The organism is Pectobacterium versatile (assembly GCF_020166435.1).
Lineage (GTDB): Bacteria > Pseudomonadota > Gammaproteobacteria > Enterobacterales > Enterobacteriaceae > Pectobacterium > Pectobacterium versatile.
Window position 1 is genome coordinate 259,901 of the sequence record NZ_JAINZP010000001.1, and the last position, 18,276, is coordinate 278,176.

Here is an 18,276-nt window from a genome sequence, read left to right on the forward strand (position 1 = left end):
GGGGGACTTGGCTATTGCCGCAGATAAACTTGCGGAATGGTGTAGTCAGGGTGTGAACCGACGCTGAGATCGGCGCGATACCAGTGGGTCAGCGTCTCTGCCTGTAGCACTTGCGCAGGCGTGCCTTGTGCGACCAGCTTCCCTTCGTGCAGCAGCAGAATGCGATCGGCATACAGCGCGGCCAGATTCAGGTCATGTAGGACGCAGCATACGGATAACGGCTGTTCGCGTGTAAGCTGCTTGAGCAGCCGCAAGAGGTGCTGCTGGTGGTACAGATCCAGCGCCGAAGTCGGTTCATCGAGAAATAACCAACCCGGCGTCGGCTCTGGATGCCACAGCTGCGCCAGCACGCGAGCCAGTTGCACACGCTGTTGCTCCCCGCCGGAAAGCTGACGATAGTCGCGCGTAGCCAGTTCCAGACAGCCCGTTTGCGCCATGACCTGCTGAATAACATCATCATTTTTCGGGTAGCGCCCATGAGGGGAGCGCCCCATCGCAACGACATCCCGCACGCTAAACGCAAACGCCATGCCGCTATGTTGACGCATCACCGCACGCGTTTTTGCGAGCGCGCCGGGCTGCCAGTGCGAAAAAGGCTGTCCGGCTAACAGGCATTCGCCTTCATCTGGCGTCAAATAACCGGTTAGTAAACGGAGCAGGGTGGATTTCCCCGCACCGTTAGGGCCGATAATCGCGACGATTTCCCCACTGTGCAGTTCCAGAGAAACGTCATCCGTCAGGTAGCGTCCGTTGGTCTGAAAGCGTAGATGACGTGCGACTAACGTCCGATCGAGCGCTGAGTCAGTCATTGCCCCGTCCTTTATGCTGAACGATCAGCCATAAGAAATATGGCCCGCCAATTAGGCTGCTTAACAGCCCAACAGGCATTTCTGCCGGAGCAAGCAGCGTGCGTGCCAGCGTATCGGCAAACAACAGCAGACAGGCACCGCCGAGGATGGAACCGGGAATGAGCCAGCGATGATCGGCACCCAGATGCAAGCGTATCAGGTGCGGAATGATGAGTCCGACGAATCCGATCACGCCGCTCACCGCTACCGCCACGCCGACCAGCAGCGAACTGAGCAGCAGCAGAATGTGCTTGGTGCGCTTCACATTGACGCCAAGGTAATGCGCTTCTTCATCCCCTAACTGCAATAGGTTCAGACGTCGTGCATAGTACAGCGTCGCGATCATGGCTGGGATGGTCAGCGTGCTGGCAACCAGCAGCATTGGCCACTGTGCCTGCCCGAGACTGCCCATACCCCAGAGTGAAAACTGGCGTAGCTGTTGGTCGGTGCTGATGTAGGTCAGGACGCCGATCAGCGCGATACACAGCGCATTGAGCGCAATACCTGCCAGTAATAGTCGGGTTAATCCACCCTGTTCGGAGCGGCTGAGGATGAAAATGATCGCTGTAATCGCCAGACTACCCGCGAAAGCGGCGAACATCGGGCCATAAAGCGCCAGCAGAGGGGGAAGGCCGAGCGGCAGCACGATAGTCAGCGCGACGCAGAGCGCGGCACCGCTGCTGATCCCAAGTAGGCCGGGATCGGCCAGCGGATTGCGAAATAACCCCTGCATAATCGCGCCGGAACAGGCCAGCGCGCCACCGACGAGGATCGCCAGCAGCACGCGGGGTACGCGGATATTCAACCAGATATGCCAGATCGGATCGTCAAGCGGCGTTTGCCATAACATCTTGAGCGATAGGGTTAGCGCGCCCATGTTGGCGGCACCCACCATCAGTGCCACCATCAGTAACAGCAGTGCGATCAACCACGTGCGCGGGTGAAACCGTGACGTCATTTTATCGCTTCAGCTGTCTGACGCAGCGTCGCCATGAGCGTCGGGGTATCGAGCGTGAAGCCTAGCATTGCCATATCATCGACTACTAACAGACGCTTGTTCTTGCCAGCAGGCGTCAGTTCCAGACCGGGTAATTTCCAGACTTGCGCTTCACCGCCCAGCGTTTTCAGCCCCTGACTGGAGATCAGAATCAGATCCGGTGCGCTGGCAATCACGCCTTCCTGCGACAGCGGCTGATAGCGTTCAACGTTCTGCATGGCATTTTTCAACCCGGCATGGCGGATAATCGTGTCCGCTGGGGTGTTTTTGCCTGCGGCCATTGCGCTCATGCCGCCGTGGCTGAGAACGAACAGCACGTTAACCGGCAGCGGTGACGTTTTGACTGCCGCCAACTGCTGCTGATAGGTTTCCGTCAGTTTTTTCCCTTCGGTATCTTTGCCCAGCGCCTGTGCGATGACGCCGATTTTCTGCGGCACCACGTCCAGCGAAGGCTGTGCAGGAACGTGAATCACTTTGGTACCGCTGTCCGCCACCTGCTGCAAGATGAGTGATGGTTGGGACAGATCGCTGGCGACCACCAGAGACGGTTTCATTGCCAGAATACCTTCGGTGTTGAGCTGGCGCATGTAGCCTACGTCAGGCAGTTTCTTCACCGCTTCCGGATGCAGACTTGTGCTGTCGCGCGCAACCAGATCTTTCTCTGCGCCCAGCGCATAGATGATTTCCGTGACGTCGCCGCCGATAGAAACGATACGTTCAGCAGCAGACACCCCCAGCGGGAGTGTCAATAGCAGGGGGAATAGCCAGTTTTTCATGCGGCGAGATCCTTATGCGGTTTCAGGGCATCGATCTGGTCGCGCCACTGCTGTTGTTCCGGCGTGCCTTCGGTACGTTGCCCAAAGAGTTGTGCAATTTGAGAGCCGTCTGCGGCATAGAGTTCGAGGCTGGTCACAATACCGTCGGCTGTCGGTTTACGCGTGATCCAACTTTCAGCGATCGCGCCTTCAATCAGATGCAGGGTGAAATCTTTATTAAAGATGTTAATCCATTCCGCATGCTGCTCCATACGCTCTACACGCTCAAGCGTACCGGTGAAGATTTGCACACAGCCACGGTTACCGACGAATACCATGATCTCGTTCTGATCTTCACGCGCGGCAAACAGAATCTGTGACAGCGCATCGTTTTCTACGCGGTAGGCCAGATCGTCAGCGACCGAGTTAAACGCCTGCTGACGCGTTAGGTTATAGCGCTTGAGCAGAATGAAGAAATCATGCACATCCGTCATAGCACGCCAGTCCGCTTCAAGCTGAGGATTATGGGCAGTGACCTGCTCGGCTGCTGCGCTGTTCGCTGGACGAAGTGCCAAGGCAGGGTTTTCGCTGCTGGTAAATTTCTCAACAAATAACTGCCAGGCGTCCATGTCCGTGGTGTCGGTCGTGTAGACCTTCAGAATGGCATCACCTTGATGATCGAAAAATTGAATGCTCTGGCGCTCACCGCGTGCGGTATTTTCACGCAGCGCAAAGGCGGAAGCCCATTGAGAAAGGAACAAACGCAGATCCAACTCGCGCGGGTTGAGGATAAGACCAGCGTGCCCATCAAGCGTCTGGTTTTGATAGTAACCGGTGTGCTCATGCACGGCGTATTCGTTGCGCGTGATCGACTTGGTATTACCAACCTGCTCCAGTGCACTGAGCCAAACTTTGGCATCACCCTGTAGACGCTGTGCATCGTGTCCGACGCGGGCGTGCGTCAATTCCGCTTCGCTGATGCCGAGTTGTGCAGCCAGATCGCGGGCGTATTTGCGCGGATGTTCTACTTTAGCCTGGAGGTATTGTTGGTAAATGGACGTCTGCATCTCGTTCCCTTAATCGTTGTCGTGTTGATTATAGCAATGAATGAGAATCATTTTCATGTAACAAAAACGCAACCTCAAGTGAAGTTTTCTTAATAAGTGGAATAAGAGGAATCGTAAGAGGTATTTACGTGCTGCGAGATAGCGAGATGGACGGCGGGAAAGCAGGAAAACGGCTGACACACTACCGGGGAAGGTGAGTGTGCCAGCGTATATCGGATTAAAAACGACTGTCGACGGCGTCTGCCAGACGTGCCAGCAGTGTTTCGGTATCCTGCCAGCTCAGGCACGGATCGGTAATGGATTGCCCATACGTCAATGCCAGAGGATTGATCGCCGGCTGGTTGCCTTCGATTAAGAAACTTTCCGCCATGATGCCCGCAATGGCGCGTGAACCCGCGCGAATTTGCTGGCAGATGTCATCGGCAACGTCGAGCTGACGGCGATGCTGTTTCTGACAGTTGGCATGACTAAAATCGATCACCAGATGTTCGGGCAACGAGAATTCACGCAGGTGATCGCAGGCGGCGGCGATATCTTCCGCGTGGTAGTTCGGTTTTTTCCCGCCACGCATAATAATGTGGCCAAACGGGTTACCCTGCGTTTTGTAGACTGACATGAAGCCCTGCTTATCCGGCGAGAGGAACATGTGCTGGGCGCGAGCGGCACGAATGGCATCGACGGCGATGCGCGTATTACCGTCCGTCCCGTTCTTGAAGCCAACAGGGCAGGACAGCGCCGAGGCCATTTCCCGGTGGATCTGGCTTTCGGTCGTTCTCGCGCCAATCGCGCCCCAGCTAATCAGGTCGGATATATATTGGCCAGTGACCATATCGAGGAATTCCGTCGCGGTCGGCAATCCAAGGTGATTGACGTCCAGCAGCAGGCGGCGTGCAATTTCCAGCCCTTCATTCACCTGGAAGGTTCCATTGAGTGCCGGATCGGAAATGAGTCCCTTCCAGCCCACCACCGTGCGCGGTTTTTCAAAATAGGTGCGCATGACGACTTCCAGTCGATCCTGATACTGCGTACGTAGTGCAGCCAGACGGCGCGCATAATCTAACGCGCTATCGGTGTCATGGATGGAACACGGGCCAACCACGACGAGTAAACGGGGATCTTGACCGGTTAGAATGGCTTCAATTTTCTTGCGTGACGAGGTGACATTTTCGGCAACGGCAGGGGTAATCGGGAGTCTGGCGAGTAACGTTTGAGGCGTAACCAGACTCTCGATGCGCGCGCTCCGCAGTTCATCTGTTTGCAGCATGTTTTATCTCTGAATACGGTCAAGCCGAAAACCTGTCGTCACCGAAATGCATGGACATGACAGTGTTTTCAGACAGCGTTTTCAGGCTATGTTTCCGACTAAAAGGTTGCTTCGCAGCGGCGAAATGCCGGGAAGTGATGGTGCACACAATAAACGAAATGGCGCACATTACAACCGCATCAGGATAAAAAATCTATCATGTACTAGTACATTCTCCGGCTCATGCCGAGAATGTCGATGATTTTGGCGGAAATTTCCTCAACGGAGTAATTGGTGGTGTTGAGATATTTAATCTGATGTTTGCGAAATAGCGCTTCAACTTCACTGAGTTCCATGCGGCACTGGCGCAACGAAGCGTAGCGACTGTTGCCCCGACGCTCTTCCCGAATGGCCGCCAGCCGTTCGGCATCAATAGTGAGCCCGAATAGCTTGTGCTGGAAAGGCTTTAGCGCATCAGGCAGGCGCAGGTTATCCATATCATCGGCAATAAAAGGATAGTTGGCAGCGCGAATGCCGAACTGCATCGCCAGATAAAGACTGGTCGGCGTTTTACCGCAGCGTGACACACCCAGCAAAATAACCTGTGCCTGATCGAGGTTGCGCAGCGAAATGCCGTCATCGTGCGCCAGCGTATAGTCGATAGCGGCGATACGGGCGTCGTATTTGCTCAGGTTATTGGCCGTCAAACCGTGAGTGCGGTTGGCAATCGGCGTAGGCGGCGTGTTCAATTCTTCCTGCAAGGGAGCAACCAGCGCCTGTACGATATCCTGGCAAAACCCGTCGCTGCTGGTAATAATGTTACGCACGGTCGGCGTAACGATGGAGTAAAACACCAGCGGGCGCACACCGGTTTGCTGATATAGCGTATTGATTTGCTCACATACAGCTTTGGCGCGAGCTTCACTTTCCACGAAAGGTAAGGTATAGCTAACCGTGTTCACGGGGAACTGGGATAACACCGCATGACCCAGTACTTCTGCCGTAATGGCTGTACCGTCCGAGACATAAAATACGTTTCTTTCCACATAACCCCCTTGTGATATTTCCGACAGCTCGAACACGTTAACCTCGTCAAAAATTGCGTTTCAAGAATACTTTTATTAAAACGCTATTTCATTATCTTCATGATAAAGAATGCTAATCTTCTACGATATTGGATTTTTACCGTGTTAAGCAATCATTCGCCGTGAAATCAGTTTTTTTTCATAGGTTGATCGATTCACCTGTCCATGTTCATCAAAACGCTATGCTAACCTGATTGCGTTGAGGCGATTCTCAACCGAACTCTTTCATACCCTAATTGTATGCAGAAAGGATTATTTTCGATGTCCAATAACGGCCCTGATTTGCGTAATGTCCTTTGGTATAACCAGCTCGGTATGCACGACGTTGAAAGGGTGGGGGGCAAGAATGCCTCTCTGGGTGAAATGATCACCAACCTTTCAGGATTGGGCGTAGCCGTTCCCAACGGTTTTGCGACAACGGCGCAGGCGTTTAATGATTTTCTTAATCAAAGCGGGATCAACCAGCGCATTTATGAGCTGCTCGATCGCACTGACATTGACGATCTGAGCCAACTGGCGAGCGCCGGTACGCAGATTCGCCAGTGGATTATTGATACGCCATTCCAGCCGGAGCTGGAAAAGGCAATCAGTGACGCCTATCAGCAACTGGCCGATGGTGAGAAAGACGCCTCGTTTGCCGTGCGTTCTTCCGCCACGGCAGAAGATATGCCGGATGCGTCCTTTGCCGGCCAACAGGAAACCTTCCTGAACGTGCAGGGCATTGACGCGGTGATGGTGGCGGTGAAGCACGTGTTTGCGTCGCTGTTTAACGATCGCGCGATATCCTATCGTGTACATCAGGGGTATGACCACCGTGGCGTGGCGCTGTCGGCGGGTGTGCAGCGTATGGTGCGTTCCGATCTGGCCTCCGCAGGCGTGATGTTCACCATCGATACCGAATCCGGTTTCGATCAGGTGGTGTTCATTACCTCGGCTTACGGTTTGGGTGAAATGGTGGTGCAGGGTGCGGTGAACCCGGATGAGTTCTATGTTCATAAACCGACCTTGCAGAACAACAAACCGGCGATTGTGCGCCGTAACATGGGATCGAAAAAAATCCGTATGGTGTATGCCGCGAGCCAGGAACATGGCAAGCAGGTACGGATTGAAGATGTGCCGACAGAACAAACGACACGTTTCAGTCTGACGGATGACGAAGTGCAGGCGCTGGCGCGTCAGGCGCTGCTGATTGAGAAACACTACGGTCGCCCGATGGACATCGAGTGGGCGAAAGATGGCCACACTGGCAAACTCTATATCGTGCAGGCACGCCCTGAGACCGTACGTTCCAACGGCCAGGTCATGGAGCGTTATCACCTGCCTGCCAGTGGCACGGTGCTAGTGGAAGGTCGTGCGATCGGCCATCGTATCGGTGCGGGTGAAGTAAAAGTGATTCAGGACATCAGCGAGATGCACTTGATCAACGCGGGCGATGTGCTGGTGACCGACATGACCGACCCAGACTGGGAACCGATCATGAAGAAGGCGGCGGCGATTGTTACCAATCGCGGCGGACGTACCTGCCACGCGGCGATTATCGCACGCGAACTGGGCATCCCGGCCGTCGTGGGCTGTGGCGATGCGACCGAGCGTTTGCGCAAAGGGCAGAAAGTGACTGTGTCCTGTGCGGAAGGCGACACCGGTTATGTGTATCAGGATCTGCTGGACTTCTCCGTGAAGAGTTCACAGATTGATGAAATGCCTGAACTGCCGCTGAAAATCATGATGAACGTGGGTAACCCTGACCGCGCATTTGATTTCGCCTGCCTGCCAAACGATGGCGTCGGTCTGGCGCGTCTGGAATTCATCATCAACCGCATGATTGGCGTGCACCCGCGTGCGCTGCTGGAATTCGACCAGCAAGCCCCTGAGCTGCAACGCGAGATCAAAACGCTGATGCAGGGCTACGACGATCCGGTGGAATTCTACGTAGGTCGCCTGGTGGAAGGGATCGCGACGCTGGCAGCGGCATTCTCGCCGAAGCGCGTCATCGTCCGTTTGTCCGATTTTAAATCGAACGAATACGCCAATCTGGTCGGCGGCGAGCGCTATGAGCCGGAAGAAGAAAACCCGATGCTGGGTTTCCGCGGTGCAGGCCGCTACGTATCGCCGGACTTCAAAGCCTGTTTTGCGCTGGAATGTGAAGCGGTCAAACGCGTGCGTAACGTGATGGGCCTGAAGAACGTCGAGATCATGATCCCGTTCGTGCGTACCGTGGCCCAAGCGGAAGCGGTGATTGCCGAACTGGCGAATCAAGGCCTGCGCCGTGGCGAAGACGGTCTGAAAATCATCATGATGTGCGAAATTCCGTCCAACGCGCTGTTGGCCGATGAATTCCTGCAACACTTTGATGGCTTCTCCATCGGTTCAAACGACATGACGCAGCTGGCGCTGGGTCTGGATCGTGACTCCGGCGTGGTATCGTCGCTGTTTGATGAACGTAACGATGCGGTGAAGGCGCTGCTGTCGATGGCGATTAAAGCTGCCAAGAAACAGGGAAAATACGTCGGTATTTGCGGTCAGGGCCCGTCAGATCATGAAGATTTCGCGATCTGGCTGATGGAGCAGGGCATCGATAGCCTGTCGCTCAACCCAGACACCGTGGTGCAAACCTGGCTGAATCTGGCCGAGCACAAGTAATCCGTACTGTGGGTGTCTGATATCTGTAGTCATCAGCCATTCAGGTTGTTGAAACAATATTTACAGAATGAAAACGGTGGTAATGGAATAGAAGAGTAAAGCGTTTGCGCCATGGACAAAAGCGTCAGGAACGCTTTTGAACGTCGCTTGCGACGGCCCTGCAAGGGTGAATCTCAGGGATGAGATTCATATCTGCGCAATCCGAGCGTACAGGGATGTATTTACAGCGTCTTTACGATCTATCCATTACCACCGCTCGGCCGCCGCTTATCGCAAGCCGTGCTGAAAATCACGGTGCCGCAATCAGGAAGGATTTGAACTGTGGCGTCATCACTGCGCTAAAGCCCTTATCCGTTTTGGTAATCAGATAAACCGCCAACCCCTGCTGTTCCGCCAGCTTCAACGCTTTCTCCGTTCCCAACACCATTAAACCCGTATCCCAGCCATCGGCTTCCAGCGCGGTTGGCGCAATCACGGTTGCAGAAACCAACTGATGAGTAATCGGTCTGCCCGTCTCGGGATCGATAACGTGAGAATAGCGTTTGCTGTCTTCCTCAAAATAATTCCGATAGCTGCCGGAGGTGCTGATCGCATAACCCTGCAAATTCACCGCCGCCTGTGCTGCATTTTCCTGGTCGGTTGGCTTCTGAATCGCTACGCGCCACGGCGTACCCTCGGCGTTCACCCCACGGCTGGAAATCGCACCACCGACGGAAACCAGATAATTGGTGATCCCTTTACGCGTCATTAGCTGCGCAAGAACGTCTGCGCCGTAGCCTTCGCCCAGGGTGGAGAGATCGACATACAAATCCGGAAGGTCTTTCTGAATCCACTCGCCTTTTTCGTCACCGAGCAGTTTCAGGTGGCGCAGCCCGACATTTTGCCGTGCTAAATTAATCTGCTGTTGGCTGGGAATCCGCGTAGGCTGCTTCTGCGGGCCGAATCCCCAGAGATTAACCAACGGGCCGACGGTGATGTCCATCGCGCCGTGCGTGGCTTTACCGATACGCAGCGCGGCCAGAATGATATCCGCCATGCCATTGCTGATGGGCTGTGGTTCCGTTCCCCGGTACTGATTAAAACGCGACAGTACCGAATCGTCACGGTAGGTGGAAATGTCGTTATTGGCCTGCTCCAGCAGGGCATCGATTTCCCTTTGCAACTGCGTTTTGTCTTCGGTGACGTCGCCGCTAATTTTTACGCTATAAAACGTCCCCATGGTCTTGCCTTCAATGGTCAACAAAGGGCGCTGTGTCGTCGGCGTTGGATTATCGCAGGCTGTCAGAAGGGTGAATAAGCCACAGAGTAGCAATCTCTTCGCGGCGAGAGGCATCATGAAAGACTCCTGAAAAACTGAACTGAGAGTAGACAGACAGGAGAGTAACAAAAAAGGGATGAGGCGTAATTGAATGGAAGACAAATGAAAGGAAAAAAAAGGCCCATCTCAGAGGATGGGCAAAGACTACACACAGCAATTCGTTACTAACTCTGACGAGGAGGAAACCTCATTGACAAATAGTAGGTTAATACTAGCTCCGGTATTTATCCTATGGATTATGGCCTATTCAGTCATTAAGAATCATCCTAATAGTTAATTATCTTTTAAGAGTTGGTCTCTCAGAGTTTTTATATTGTCAATCATATTGATGCGTTAGAGAAATGATATCAAAATTTTTAGGACTAATCCCTAGGAATGGAGGGTTAATCATTAGCTACTTTTACCTATTGAAAGGGTAAGGGAATGATAGTGTCGAAAAAATAGAACCGGAAAATAGAGCCGAAGAAGCGATGTCGGGAAAGGGAATACGTGGGCGGCGTACCGCCCACAGGAAGATAAAACGGTGATTACCAGTCTTACTCTTTATTCGGTGTGTTAGACGTATTAACGGAGAGGATGTTTTGCGGTTCGGGGATTTCACGCATCCAGGCAAACAGCAGGCGGTAGGAAACGGCGAGGACGACCGGGCCAATAAATATCCCAATCATGCCAAACGCCAACAACCCGCCAATCACGCCAGAAAGAATCAGCAGCATAGGAAGATCGGCTCCCATTCTGATTAATACTGGACGGATAATGTTATCGATGGTGCCAACGAAACAGCTCCATACCAGCAGGATGGTGCCCCAGGTGGTATCGCCCGTCCAATACAGCCAGATAATCGCAGGAATCAATACCGGAAGTGGCCCCAACTGCGCCAGACAACATAGAAACATCAGAACGGTTAATAGTGTGGCGTAGGGAATACCGGATAGCCCCAGACCGATTCCGCCTAGCACCGATTGCACGATAGCTGTTACCACCACGCCCAGTGCGACGGCACGAATTGACTGTGCTGCCAGAATCACGGCGGCATCGCCGCGCTCCTGTCCCAGCCGGATAGCGAAATGTCGCACGGCCTTCGCAACGGCTTCGCCCTTGTAATAAAGCAGGGCGCTGAAGATCAGCATCAGGGAGCAGTGCATCAGAAAACGCCCGACATGCGCAGCCTGTGCCACCAGCCAGGTCGCTGTTTTACCAAAATAGGGTTGCACTTTGGCGAACAGACCGCTGCCACCGCTTTGCAACAGCGCCTGCCAGCTGTTAAATAATTTCTCTCCCACTAAAGGAATGGACGTCAGCCACTCCAGCGTCGGTGGCGAAAAGTTTTCCTGTCTGGCTCCCCAGCTCATTAGCGCCGAGCTGTTATCCACCACGCTGCTGACAAGAACGGCAATCGGGACAATAAATAGCAGGATAAGCAGCAGCGTCATCACCAGCACTGCCAGAGAACGCCGCCCCCATAATAGCGCCTGAAATTTAATCAGCATTGGCCAAGTGGCAATGACCACCATACATGCCCAGGCGAATCCCAGAATAAAAGGCTGTACCACCCAAAAACAGGCAATAATCATGATGGTAATAAACACCAGACTGAACAGGATTCTGGCCAGGTCAAATCGTGGTGGTTGAGAATATTTGCTCAACGAATGGTTCCTCAATAGCAAAAGAAAAGGCCGAAGGTGAGGTGGTTTGGGTGAACTGATTTAATCACAACGTCATCATGAGATATTTCCGGGTGTTTTGACAGCCTGTTGAACATTTTGTTGGTGAAACGACGGTTCGCCAACACGCTGTATGTTTTTGCCGATCCGGGAGCGCACACGATTGCGAAATGTGATAAAACGTGATGTCCCCGATGACAGAGCGGCTATAGCATAACGCTGGTCACTTAGGTTCGTTGTTAGGGGAAACACAGGGGGAGGTTCCCGCAGGGAGGCCTCACCCCTGTGGTCGCCCCGTGTATCTCGATGCTTAAACGTTCGGTATTAGGCTATAGCAGGCATTTCACGACATATTGGCAAACACATCATGTACGGACAGGGTCAAAAAATAATGATCCCACAGATCACGCAATCTCCCGGGCTGGTCCAGCCGGTGCTTAATTTTCTGGAAGCATTGAAGAAAAATGGATTCACAGGCGATACGGCGACCAATTATGCCGATCGTCTGACGATGGCAACGGATAACAGTATCTACCAACTTTTGCCGGATGCGGTGGTTTTCCCCCGCTCAACCGCCGATGTGGCGATCCTCTCGCGGCTGGCGGGTGATACGCGTTTTTCAGGGTTGACCTTTACGCCACGCGGTGGCGGGACAGGAACGAACGGGCAGGCGCTGAATCGCGGCATCGTGGTCGATATGTCGCGTTATATGAACCGCATTCTGGAGATCAATCCTGAGAAAGGCTGGGTGCGCGTCGAAGCTGGCGTGATTAAAGACCAGCTTAATCAGTACCTGAAGCCTTATGGCTATTTCTTCGCACCTGAACTGTCGACCAGTAACCGAGCGACGCTGGGCGGCATGATCAATACCGATGCATCAGGGCAAGGTTCGCTGGTGTACGGTAAAACCTCAGACCATGTGCTGGGGCTGCGTGCGGTCTTGCTGGGCGGCGAAATGCTGGATACGCAGGCGATGCCGGTAGAGCTGGCAGAGAAACTGGCGTTAGAAGATTCCGCCATCGGCCGTATTTACCATACGGTGCTGCACCGCTGTCGCGAACAGCGTGCGTTGATTATCGACAAGTTCCCTAAGCTGAATCGTTTTCTGACGGGTTATGACCTGCGCCATGTGTTCAGCGACGATCTCCGTACCTTTGACCTGACGCGTATTCTGACCGGGGCTGAAGGTACGCTGGCGTTTATCACCGAAGCGAAGCTCGATATCACGCCGCTGCCGAAGAGCCGTCGTCTGGTCAATATCAAATACGATTCCTTCAACTCCGCGTTGCGCAATGCGCCGTTCATGGTGGAGGCGAAGGCGTTATCCGTTGAAACTGTGGATTCCAAAGTCTTAAACCTTGCCCGCGAAGATATTGTCTGGCACTCCGTTAGCGAACTGATTACCGATGTGCCTAATCAGGAAATGCTCGGCCTGAATATCGTTGAATTCGCAGGTGATGATGAAGCACTGATTAACGGGCAGGTCGACTCACTCTGTCAACGGCTGGATACGCTGCTGGCAAGCGGAGAAGGCGGGGTGATTGGTTACCAAACCTGTAACGATCTGGCCGGCATCGAACGTATTTACGCGATGCGGAAAAAAGCCGTCGGGCTGCTGGGCAACAGCAAAGGATTGGCGAAACCGATTCCGTTTGCGGAAGATACCTGCGTGCCGCCGCAGCATCTGGCGGATTACATCGAAGAGTTTCGTGCGCTGCTGGACAGCCATAACCTGACGTACGGTATGTTCGGCCATGTGGACGCAGGGGTGCTGCACGTTCGTCCCGCGCTGGACATGTGTGACCCGCAACAGGAAATGCTGATGAAGCAGCTTTCCGACCAGATTGTCGCGCTGACGGCCAAGTATGGCGGTCTGCTGTGGGGCGAACACGGCAAAGGCTTCCGCGCTGAGTACAGCCCGGAATTCTTTGGGCCGGAGCTGTATGCCGAACTGCGCCGTATCAAAGCGGCGTTCGACCCCGATAACCGACTTAATCCCGGAAAAATTTGTGCGCCGCTGGACGTGGATGCGCCGATGATGAAAGTCGATGCGGTCAAGCGCGGCACGTTTGATCGCACGATCCCGCTGACGGTGCGTACTGCGTTCCGTGGCGCGATGGAATGTAACGGTAACGGACTGTGTTTTAACTTTGATGCTCGCAGCCCAATGTGTCCGTCGATGAAAATCAGCGGCAACCGTATTCATTCACCGAAAGGCCGTGCGACGCTGGTGCGTGAATGGTTACGCCTGCTGGCGGAGCAGGGCGTCGATCCTGTCGCGTTGGAAAATGCCTTACCGCAGCAGAAGCTGAGCCTGCGCGCCTTTATCCAGAAAACCCGCAACACCTGGCAGGCGAAGCGGGGGGATTACGATTTCTCGCATGAAGTTAAAGATGCGATGTCGGGTTGTCTGGCGTGTAAAGCTTGTTCAACTCAGTGTCCTATCAAGATCGACGTGCCCGGTTTCCGTTCCCGTTTCCTACAGCTTTATCACACGCGCTACCTGCGCCCGGTTCGTGATTATCTGGTGGCCGGTGTCGAAAGCTATGCGCCGCTGATGGCGCGTAGCCCGAAGACGTTTAACTTCTTCCTGAAAATGCCGCTGCTGAATAACCTGAGCCGCAGCCAGATTGGTATGGTCGATTTGCCCTTGCTGTCATCGCCGTCACTGCGACAGCAGTTTGCTGGGCATAGCGGCGTCAACACCACGCTCGAGCAACTGGAACAGTTGCCGGAAGCGGCGCGCCAGCAGTATGTGTTAATCGTGCAGGATCCGTTTACCAGCTATTACGATGCGCAGGTGGTGGCTGATTTCGTCCACCTGATCGAAAAACTGAAGCTGAAACCGGTGCTGTTGCCGTTCTCGCCGAACGGAAAAGCGCAGCACATTAAAGGCTTCTTGCAGCGTTTTGCCAAAACGGCCTCGAAGACGGCAGATTTCCTGAACCGCGTAGCCAAACTGGGGATGCCAATGGTGGGCGTCGATCCCGCGCTGGTGCTGTGCTATCGCGACGAATACCGTGAAATTCTGGGTGAGAAACGTGGCGATTTTCAGGTGCAATTGGTGCATGAATGGCTGGTGACGGCTTTGGCAGACAGCACGCCGCAGCCTGCTACCGGCGAATCCTGGTATCTGCTGGGGCACTGTACGGAAACCACGGCGCTGCCAATCAGCACGAAACAGTGGTCCGACATTTTCTCGCGCTTTGGTGCCAAACTGGAGAATGTCAGCGTCGGATGTTGTGGCATGGCGGGAACCTACGGGCATGAAACCAAGAACCTCGCTAACTCGCAGGGAATCTATGCATTGTCCTGGCAGCAGGTGTTGCAGAAGTTACCGCAGAAACGCTGCCTGACCACCGGCTATTCATGCCGCAGTCAGGTGAAACGCATGGAGGGTAGCGCATTGCGCCATCCGCTACAGGCCTTGCTGGAGATTATCTGATGCTATGGAAACGACAGGTTACGCTTGAGCAACTGAATCAACAGAGCCAAACGTGTATGGTGGGTCATATCGGTATTCATTATACCCATATCGCGGAGGATTCTCTGGAAGCGGTGATGCCAGTGGATTCTCGCACGCGTCAGCCGTTTGGCTTATTGCACGGCGGCGCGTCCGTCGTGCTGGCGGAATCGTTGGGTTCCGTCGCGGGCTATTTGTGTTCTGAAGGCGATCAGCAAGTTGTGGGGCTGGAAATTAACGCCAACCATCTGCGAGCCGTGCGCGAAGGGGAAGTGCGGGGCGTGTGCCGGGCGCTTCACGTTGGCCGCCGTAGCCAGGTGTGGCAGATTGAGATTTTTGATAATCAGAATCGCCTGTGCTGCATTTCACGTCTGACGACGTCGGTCATTACACCGTAAACATGAGGCACTGAACCAGACTGCTGGCGGGTCTGGTTCGGTTGTTCTGAGAAAACATTGCTCTTCAGGGGAGAAACGGCACACGCTTAACGAAGTCTGTCTGAAACTCGGTGGCTTTATCCCATGAGCCTTGCATGCTTAACTGATGGCAAATCGACTTCAGCGTGTTACGGGCAAAGTAGTAGCTTTGCACTCGAAAGAGGTGGCAACGCCCTTCATTATTAATCTCTTTAATCAACCGATTGTGCAGCTTGGCCAGTGCATGCAGATAGCTGTCGTCATCGCCATTTCTCAGACAGAGTTCAACCATGTTCATGCAGGCGTTATGATAGCGACGTAAATGGTCAATATTGCTTCCTGGACGGTTCAGGCGAGCTTCCGCCATATAAAAATCAACGGTGGCATCGCGAATCTGAAATTTATATTCGTCAATTTGGTGGTGCAGCCAGGCATTCACGGAAAGCATGGTTATCGATCCTGAAAATGAAATGATAATCATTATCATATTGATAAAAAAGGCCATGATCAATGGGCAAAATGTGCTTTAACGTCAAAAGTACGATCGGAAATCACATAAATCTTCATATACCTTCCCTGTTTTACAAATAGGTATCGCCGATAAATGTTATAATAATGATAACGAGATGATAATTTTTACTTTCTCGGAAGGGACAGGGGTAATGATATTAATTCATTTATTATCAATTGGTTAGTTGATTTGTTGCCGCATTGTTTGGCGCGTCAGAGACGTGTAAAATAGCGTTATTGGCTCGCTAAAAACCGAAATGTTACGAATAGCCCTGCGAAACAAGAGGTTGAAGCTAGTTTCATTATCACTAACATTAGGGGAAACCAGCCTAAAACTGGTACCACACGCAATGAGGTATTCCATATGCAAGCGGAAAATGTAGGGACGTTTTCACTGGATGAAAATGTCTGGCAAGGACTGACGCTGACCGAGAGCGCCGTGAAGCAGATTAAGAATCTGATGAAGCAGGATGAAGCCGTGCAAGGACTGCGGCTCGGCGTTAAACAATCAGGCTGTGCAGGGTTTGGCTACGTGCTGGATCTGGTGCAGGAGTTTGAGACCGACGATCTGGTCTTCGAACGTGATGGCGCAAAACTGTATGTCCCACTGAAAGCGATGCCTTTCATTGACGGCACAGAACTTGATTTCGTCCGTGAAGGGCTGAATCAGATATTCAAGTTTAATAATCCCAGAGCGCAGCATGCTTGTGGATGTGGCGAAAGCTTTGGCATTTAAGTGATGAAAAATTATGGCACGTAGCACGGTAGATGTACCTGATGATGTCCAGATCTGGATGGGTGATGGACGCTATAAAGAAGGTTTCTTCACGCAGTTGGAAACCGATGAACTGGCGCATGGCATCAATGAAGATGTCGTACGGGCGATCTCGGCGAAGCGTAATGAACCTGAGTGGATGCTGGAATTCCGTCTCAATGCCTTCAAAGCGTGGCTGGAGATGGAAGAACCGCATTGGCTGAAAGCCCATTACGAGAAACTGGACTATCAGGACTATAGCTATTATTCCGCGCCTTCCTGCGGTAACTGCGATGACAGCTGCGGCTCTGAGCCCGGCGCCAAGCAGCAATCCGGGATTACGGACGTGAATAATTACCTGACCAGCGAAGTAGAGAATGCGTTTAATCAGTTGGGTGTTCCTGTCCGTGAAGGCAAGAAAGTGGCTGTCGATGCGATTTTTGACTCCGTATCTGTTGCGACCACGTATCGGCATGAGCTGGCTGAAAAAGGCATTATCTTCTGCTCATTCAGCGAGGCGATTCAGGAGCATCCCGAACTGGTGCGTCAGTATCTCGGTACGGTCGTACCGGCGAACGACAACTTTTTTGCGGCGCTGAACTCGGCAGTTGCCTCTGACGGCACGTTTGTGTACATCCCGAAAGGCGTGCGCTGCCCGATGGAACTGTCGACGTATTTCCGCATCAACGCGGCGAAAACCGGTCAGTTCGAGCGTACGATCCTGATCGCCGATGACGACAGTTATGTTAGCTACATCGAAGGCTGCTCCGCGCCGGTTCGTGACACCTACCAACTGCACGCCGCCGTGGTGGAAGTCATCATCAACAAGAATGCCGAAGTGAAATACTCCACGGTGCAGAACTGGTTCTCTGGTAAAGATGACGCAGAAGGCGGGATTCTGAACTTCGTGACCAAGCGCGCGCTGTGTGCTGGTGAGCATTCAAAAATGTCATGGACGCAGTCAGAAACCGGCTCAGCGATCACCTGGAAATACCCGAGCGTTATTCTGCGCGGTGACTACTCCGTCGGCGAATTCTTCTCTGTTGCCTTGACCAACGGTCGTCAGCAGGCCGATACCGGCACCAAGATGATTCACATCGGTAAAAACACCCGTTCGACCATCATCTCCAAAGGAATTTCCGCCGGACGCAGTGAGAACACCTACCGTGGTCTGGTGAAGATTATGCCGAGCGCGACCAACGCCCGTAACTTTACTCAGTGTGACTCTATGCTGATCGGCAGCGAGTGCGGCGCACATACCTTCCCCTACGTGGAAGTGCGCAACAATACCGCGCAGTTGGAGCACGAAGCGACGACCTCGAAAATTGGTGAAGACCAGCTGTTCTACTGTCTGCAACGCGGTATCAGCGAAGATGACGCCATCTCGATGATCGTGAACGGATTCTGTAAGGACGTCTTCTCTGAATTGCCGTTGGAATTTGCGGTAGAAGCACAAAAGTTACTGGCGATTAGCCTGGAACACAGCGTCGGTTAATTCGGCGGTTACCGGGATTTT

Annotated in this window: 14 protein-coding genes and 1 other RNA gene; 5 read left to right on the top strand and 10 right to left on the bottom strand. The window is 53.2% G+C overall.

Features of this window, described 5'->3' with window-relative positions; all coding sequences use genetic code 11:
• Nucleotides 1–11 precede the first annotated feature (11 nt).
• From K7X24_RS01155 to K7X24_RS01180, 6 genes are all read right to left on the bottom strand, one after another.
• On the bottom strand, nt 12–809 hold the full coding sequence (locus K7X24_RS01155) for a heme ABC transporter ATP-binding protein (RefSeq protein WP_103940021.1): 798 nt from the start codon (nt 807–809) through the stop codon (nt 12–14).
• The gene (locus tag K7X24_RS01160; protein WP_107332706.1) at nt 802–1,806 is read right to left on the bottom strand and encodes a FecCD family ABC transporter permease; all 1,005 of its coding nucleotides are present in this window, start codon (nt 1,804–1,806) and stop codon (nt 802–804) included. The genes K7X24_RS01155 and K7X24_RS01160 overlap by 8 nt, the downstream gene beginning before the upstream one ends.
• The gene (locus K7X24_RS01165; protein WP_103940025.1) at nt 1,803–2,621 is read right to left on the bottom strand and encodes a hemin ABC transporter substrate-binding protein; all 819 of its coding nucleotides are present in this window, start codon (nt 2,619–2,621) and stop codon (nt 1,803–1,805) included. The genes K7X24_RS01160 and K7X24_RS01165 overlap by 4 nt, the downstream gene beginning before the upstream one ends.
• The gene (locus tag K7X24_RS01170) at nt 2,618–3,667 is read right to left on the bottom strand and encodes a hemin-degrading factor (protein ID WP_103970869.1); all 1,050 of its coding nucleotides are present in this window, start codon (nt 3,665–3,667) and stop codon (nt 2,618–2,620) included. The genes K7X24_RS01165 and K7X24_RS01170 overlap by 4 nt, the downstream gene beginning before the upstream one ends.
• A 217-nt stretch (nt 3,668–3,884) precedes the next feature.
• Nucleotides 3,885–4,931, bottom strand: a complete 1,047-nt coding sequence (locus K7X24_RS01175; protein WP_224552402.1) for a 3-deoxy-7-phosphoheptulonate synthase — start codon at nt 4,929–4,931, stop codon at nt 3,885–3,887.
• A gap of 203 nt (nt 4,932–5,134) precedes the next feature.
• A complete protein-coding gene (locus K7X24_RS01180; RefSeq protein WP_010297774.1) occupies nt 5,135–5,956 on the bottom strand; it encodes a pyruvate, water dikinase regulatory protein in 822 nt (273 codons plus the stop codon).
• A gap of 300 nt (nt 5,957–6,256) precedes the next feature.
• Here K7X24_RS01180 and ppsA point away from each other — a divergent pair, with 300 nt between their 5' ends.
• Nucleotides 6,257–8,635, top strand: coding sequence for a phosphoenolpyruvate synthase (gene ppsA, locus K7X24_RS01185; protein ID WP_109224690.1), 2,379 nt, complete (start codon nt 6,257–6,259; stop codon nt 8,633–8,635).
• A gap of 289 nt (nt 8,636–8,924) precedes the next feature.
• Here the strand turns inward: ppsA and apbE are convergent, their stop codons facing one another.
• The 3 genes from apbE to ydiK form a co-directional block, all read right to left on the bottom strand.
• The gene (gene apbE, locus K7X24_RS01190; protein WP_224552404.1) at nt 8,925–9,971 is read right to left on the bottom strand and encodes an FAD:protein FMN transferase ApbE; all 1,047 of its coding nucleotides are present in this window, start codon (nt 9,969–9,971) and stop codon (nt 8,925–8,927) included.
• A 91-nt stretch (nt 9,972–10,062) separates the two neighbouring features.
• An RNA gene (rprA, locus tag K7X24_RS01195) (antisense sRNA RprA) lies at nt 10,063–10,174 on the bottom strand.
• 315 nt (nt 10,175–10,489) lie between these two features.
• Nucleotides 10,490–11,599 (bottom strand): AI-2E family transporter YdiK, encoded by a 1,110-nt coding sequence (gene ydiK, locus K7X24_RS01200; RefSeq protein ID WP_224552406.1) that lies wholly within the window; start codon nt 11,597–11,599, stop codon nt 10,490–10,492.
• A 409-nt stretch (nt 11,600–12,008) separates the two neighbouring features.
• Here ydiK and K7X24_RS01205 point away from each other — a divergent pair, with 409 nt between their 5' ends.
• Both K7X24_RS01205 and menI read left to right on the top strand, forming a co-directional pair.
• A complete protein-coding gene (locus K7X24_RS01205; protein WP_224552407.1) occupies nt 12,009–15,062 on the top strand; it encodes an FAD-binding and (Fe-S)-binding domain-containing protein in 3,054 nt (1,017 codons plus the stop codon).
• Entirely contained in the window at nt 15,062–15,478 is a 417-nt protein-coding gene (menI, locus tag K7X24_RS01210; RefSeq protein WP_103860438.1) for a 1,4-dihydroxy-2-naphthoyl-CoA hydrolase, read from the top strand. The genes K7X24_RS01205 and menI overlap by 1 nt, the downstream gene beginning before the upstream one ends.
• A gap of 64 nt (nt 15,479–15,542) precedes the next feature.
• Here the strand turns inward: menI and K7X24_RS01215 are convergent, their stop codons facing one another.
• Nucleotides 15,543–15,944 (bottom strand): hypothetical protein, encoded by a 402-nt coding sequence (locus K7X24_RS01215; protein WP_224552410.1) that lies wholly within the window; start codon nt 15,942–15,944, stop codon nt 15,543–15,545.
• A 426-nt stretch (nt 15,945–16,370) separates the two neighbouring features.
• Here K7X24_RS01215 and sufA point away from each other — a divergent pair, with 426 nt between their 5' ends.
• Together sufA and sufB are read left to right on the top strand one after the other, a co-directional pair.
• Nucleotides 16,371–16,742, top strand: coding sequence for a Fe-S cluster assembly scaffold SufA (gene sufA / locus K7X24_RS01220; RefSeq protein WP_039489096.1), 372 nt, complete (start codon nt 16,371–16,373; stop codon nt 16,740–16,742).
• Between the two features lie 13 nt (nt 16,743–16,755).
• On the top strand, nt 16,756–18,255 hold the full coding sequence (gene sufB, locus K7X24_RS01225; RefSeq protein WP_039489097.1) for a Fe-S cluster assembly protein SufB: 1,500 nt from the start codon (nt 16,756–16,758) through the stop codon (nt 18,253–18,255).
• The last annotated feature ends 21 nt before the right edge of the window (nt 18,256–18,276 follow it).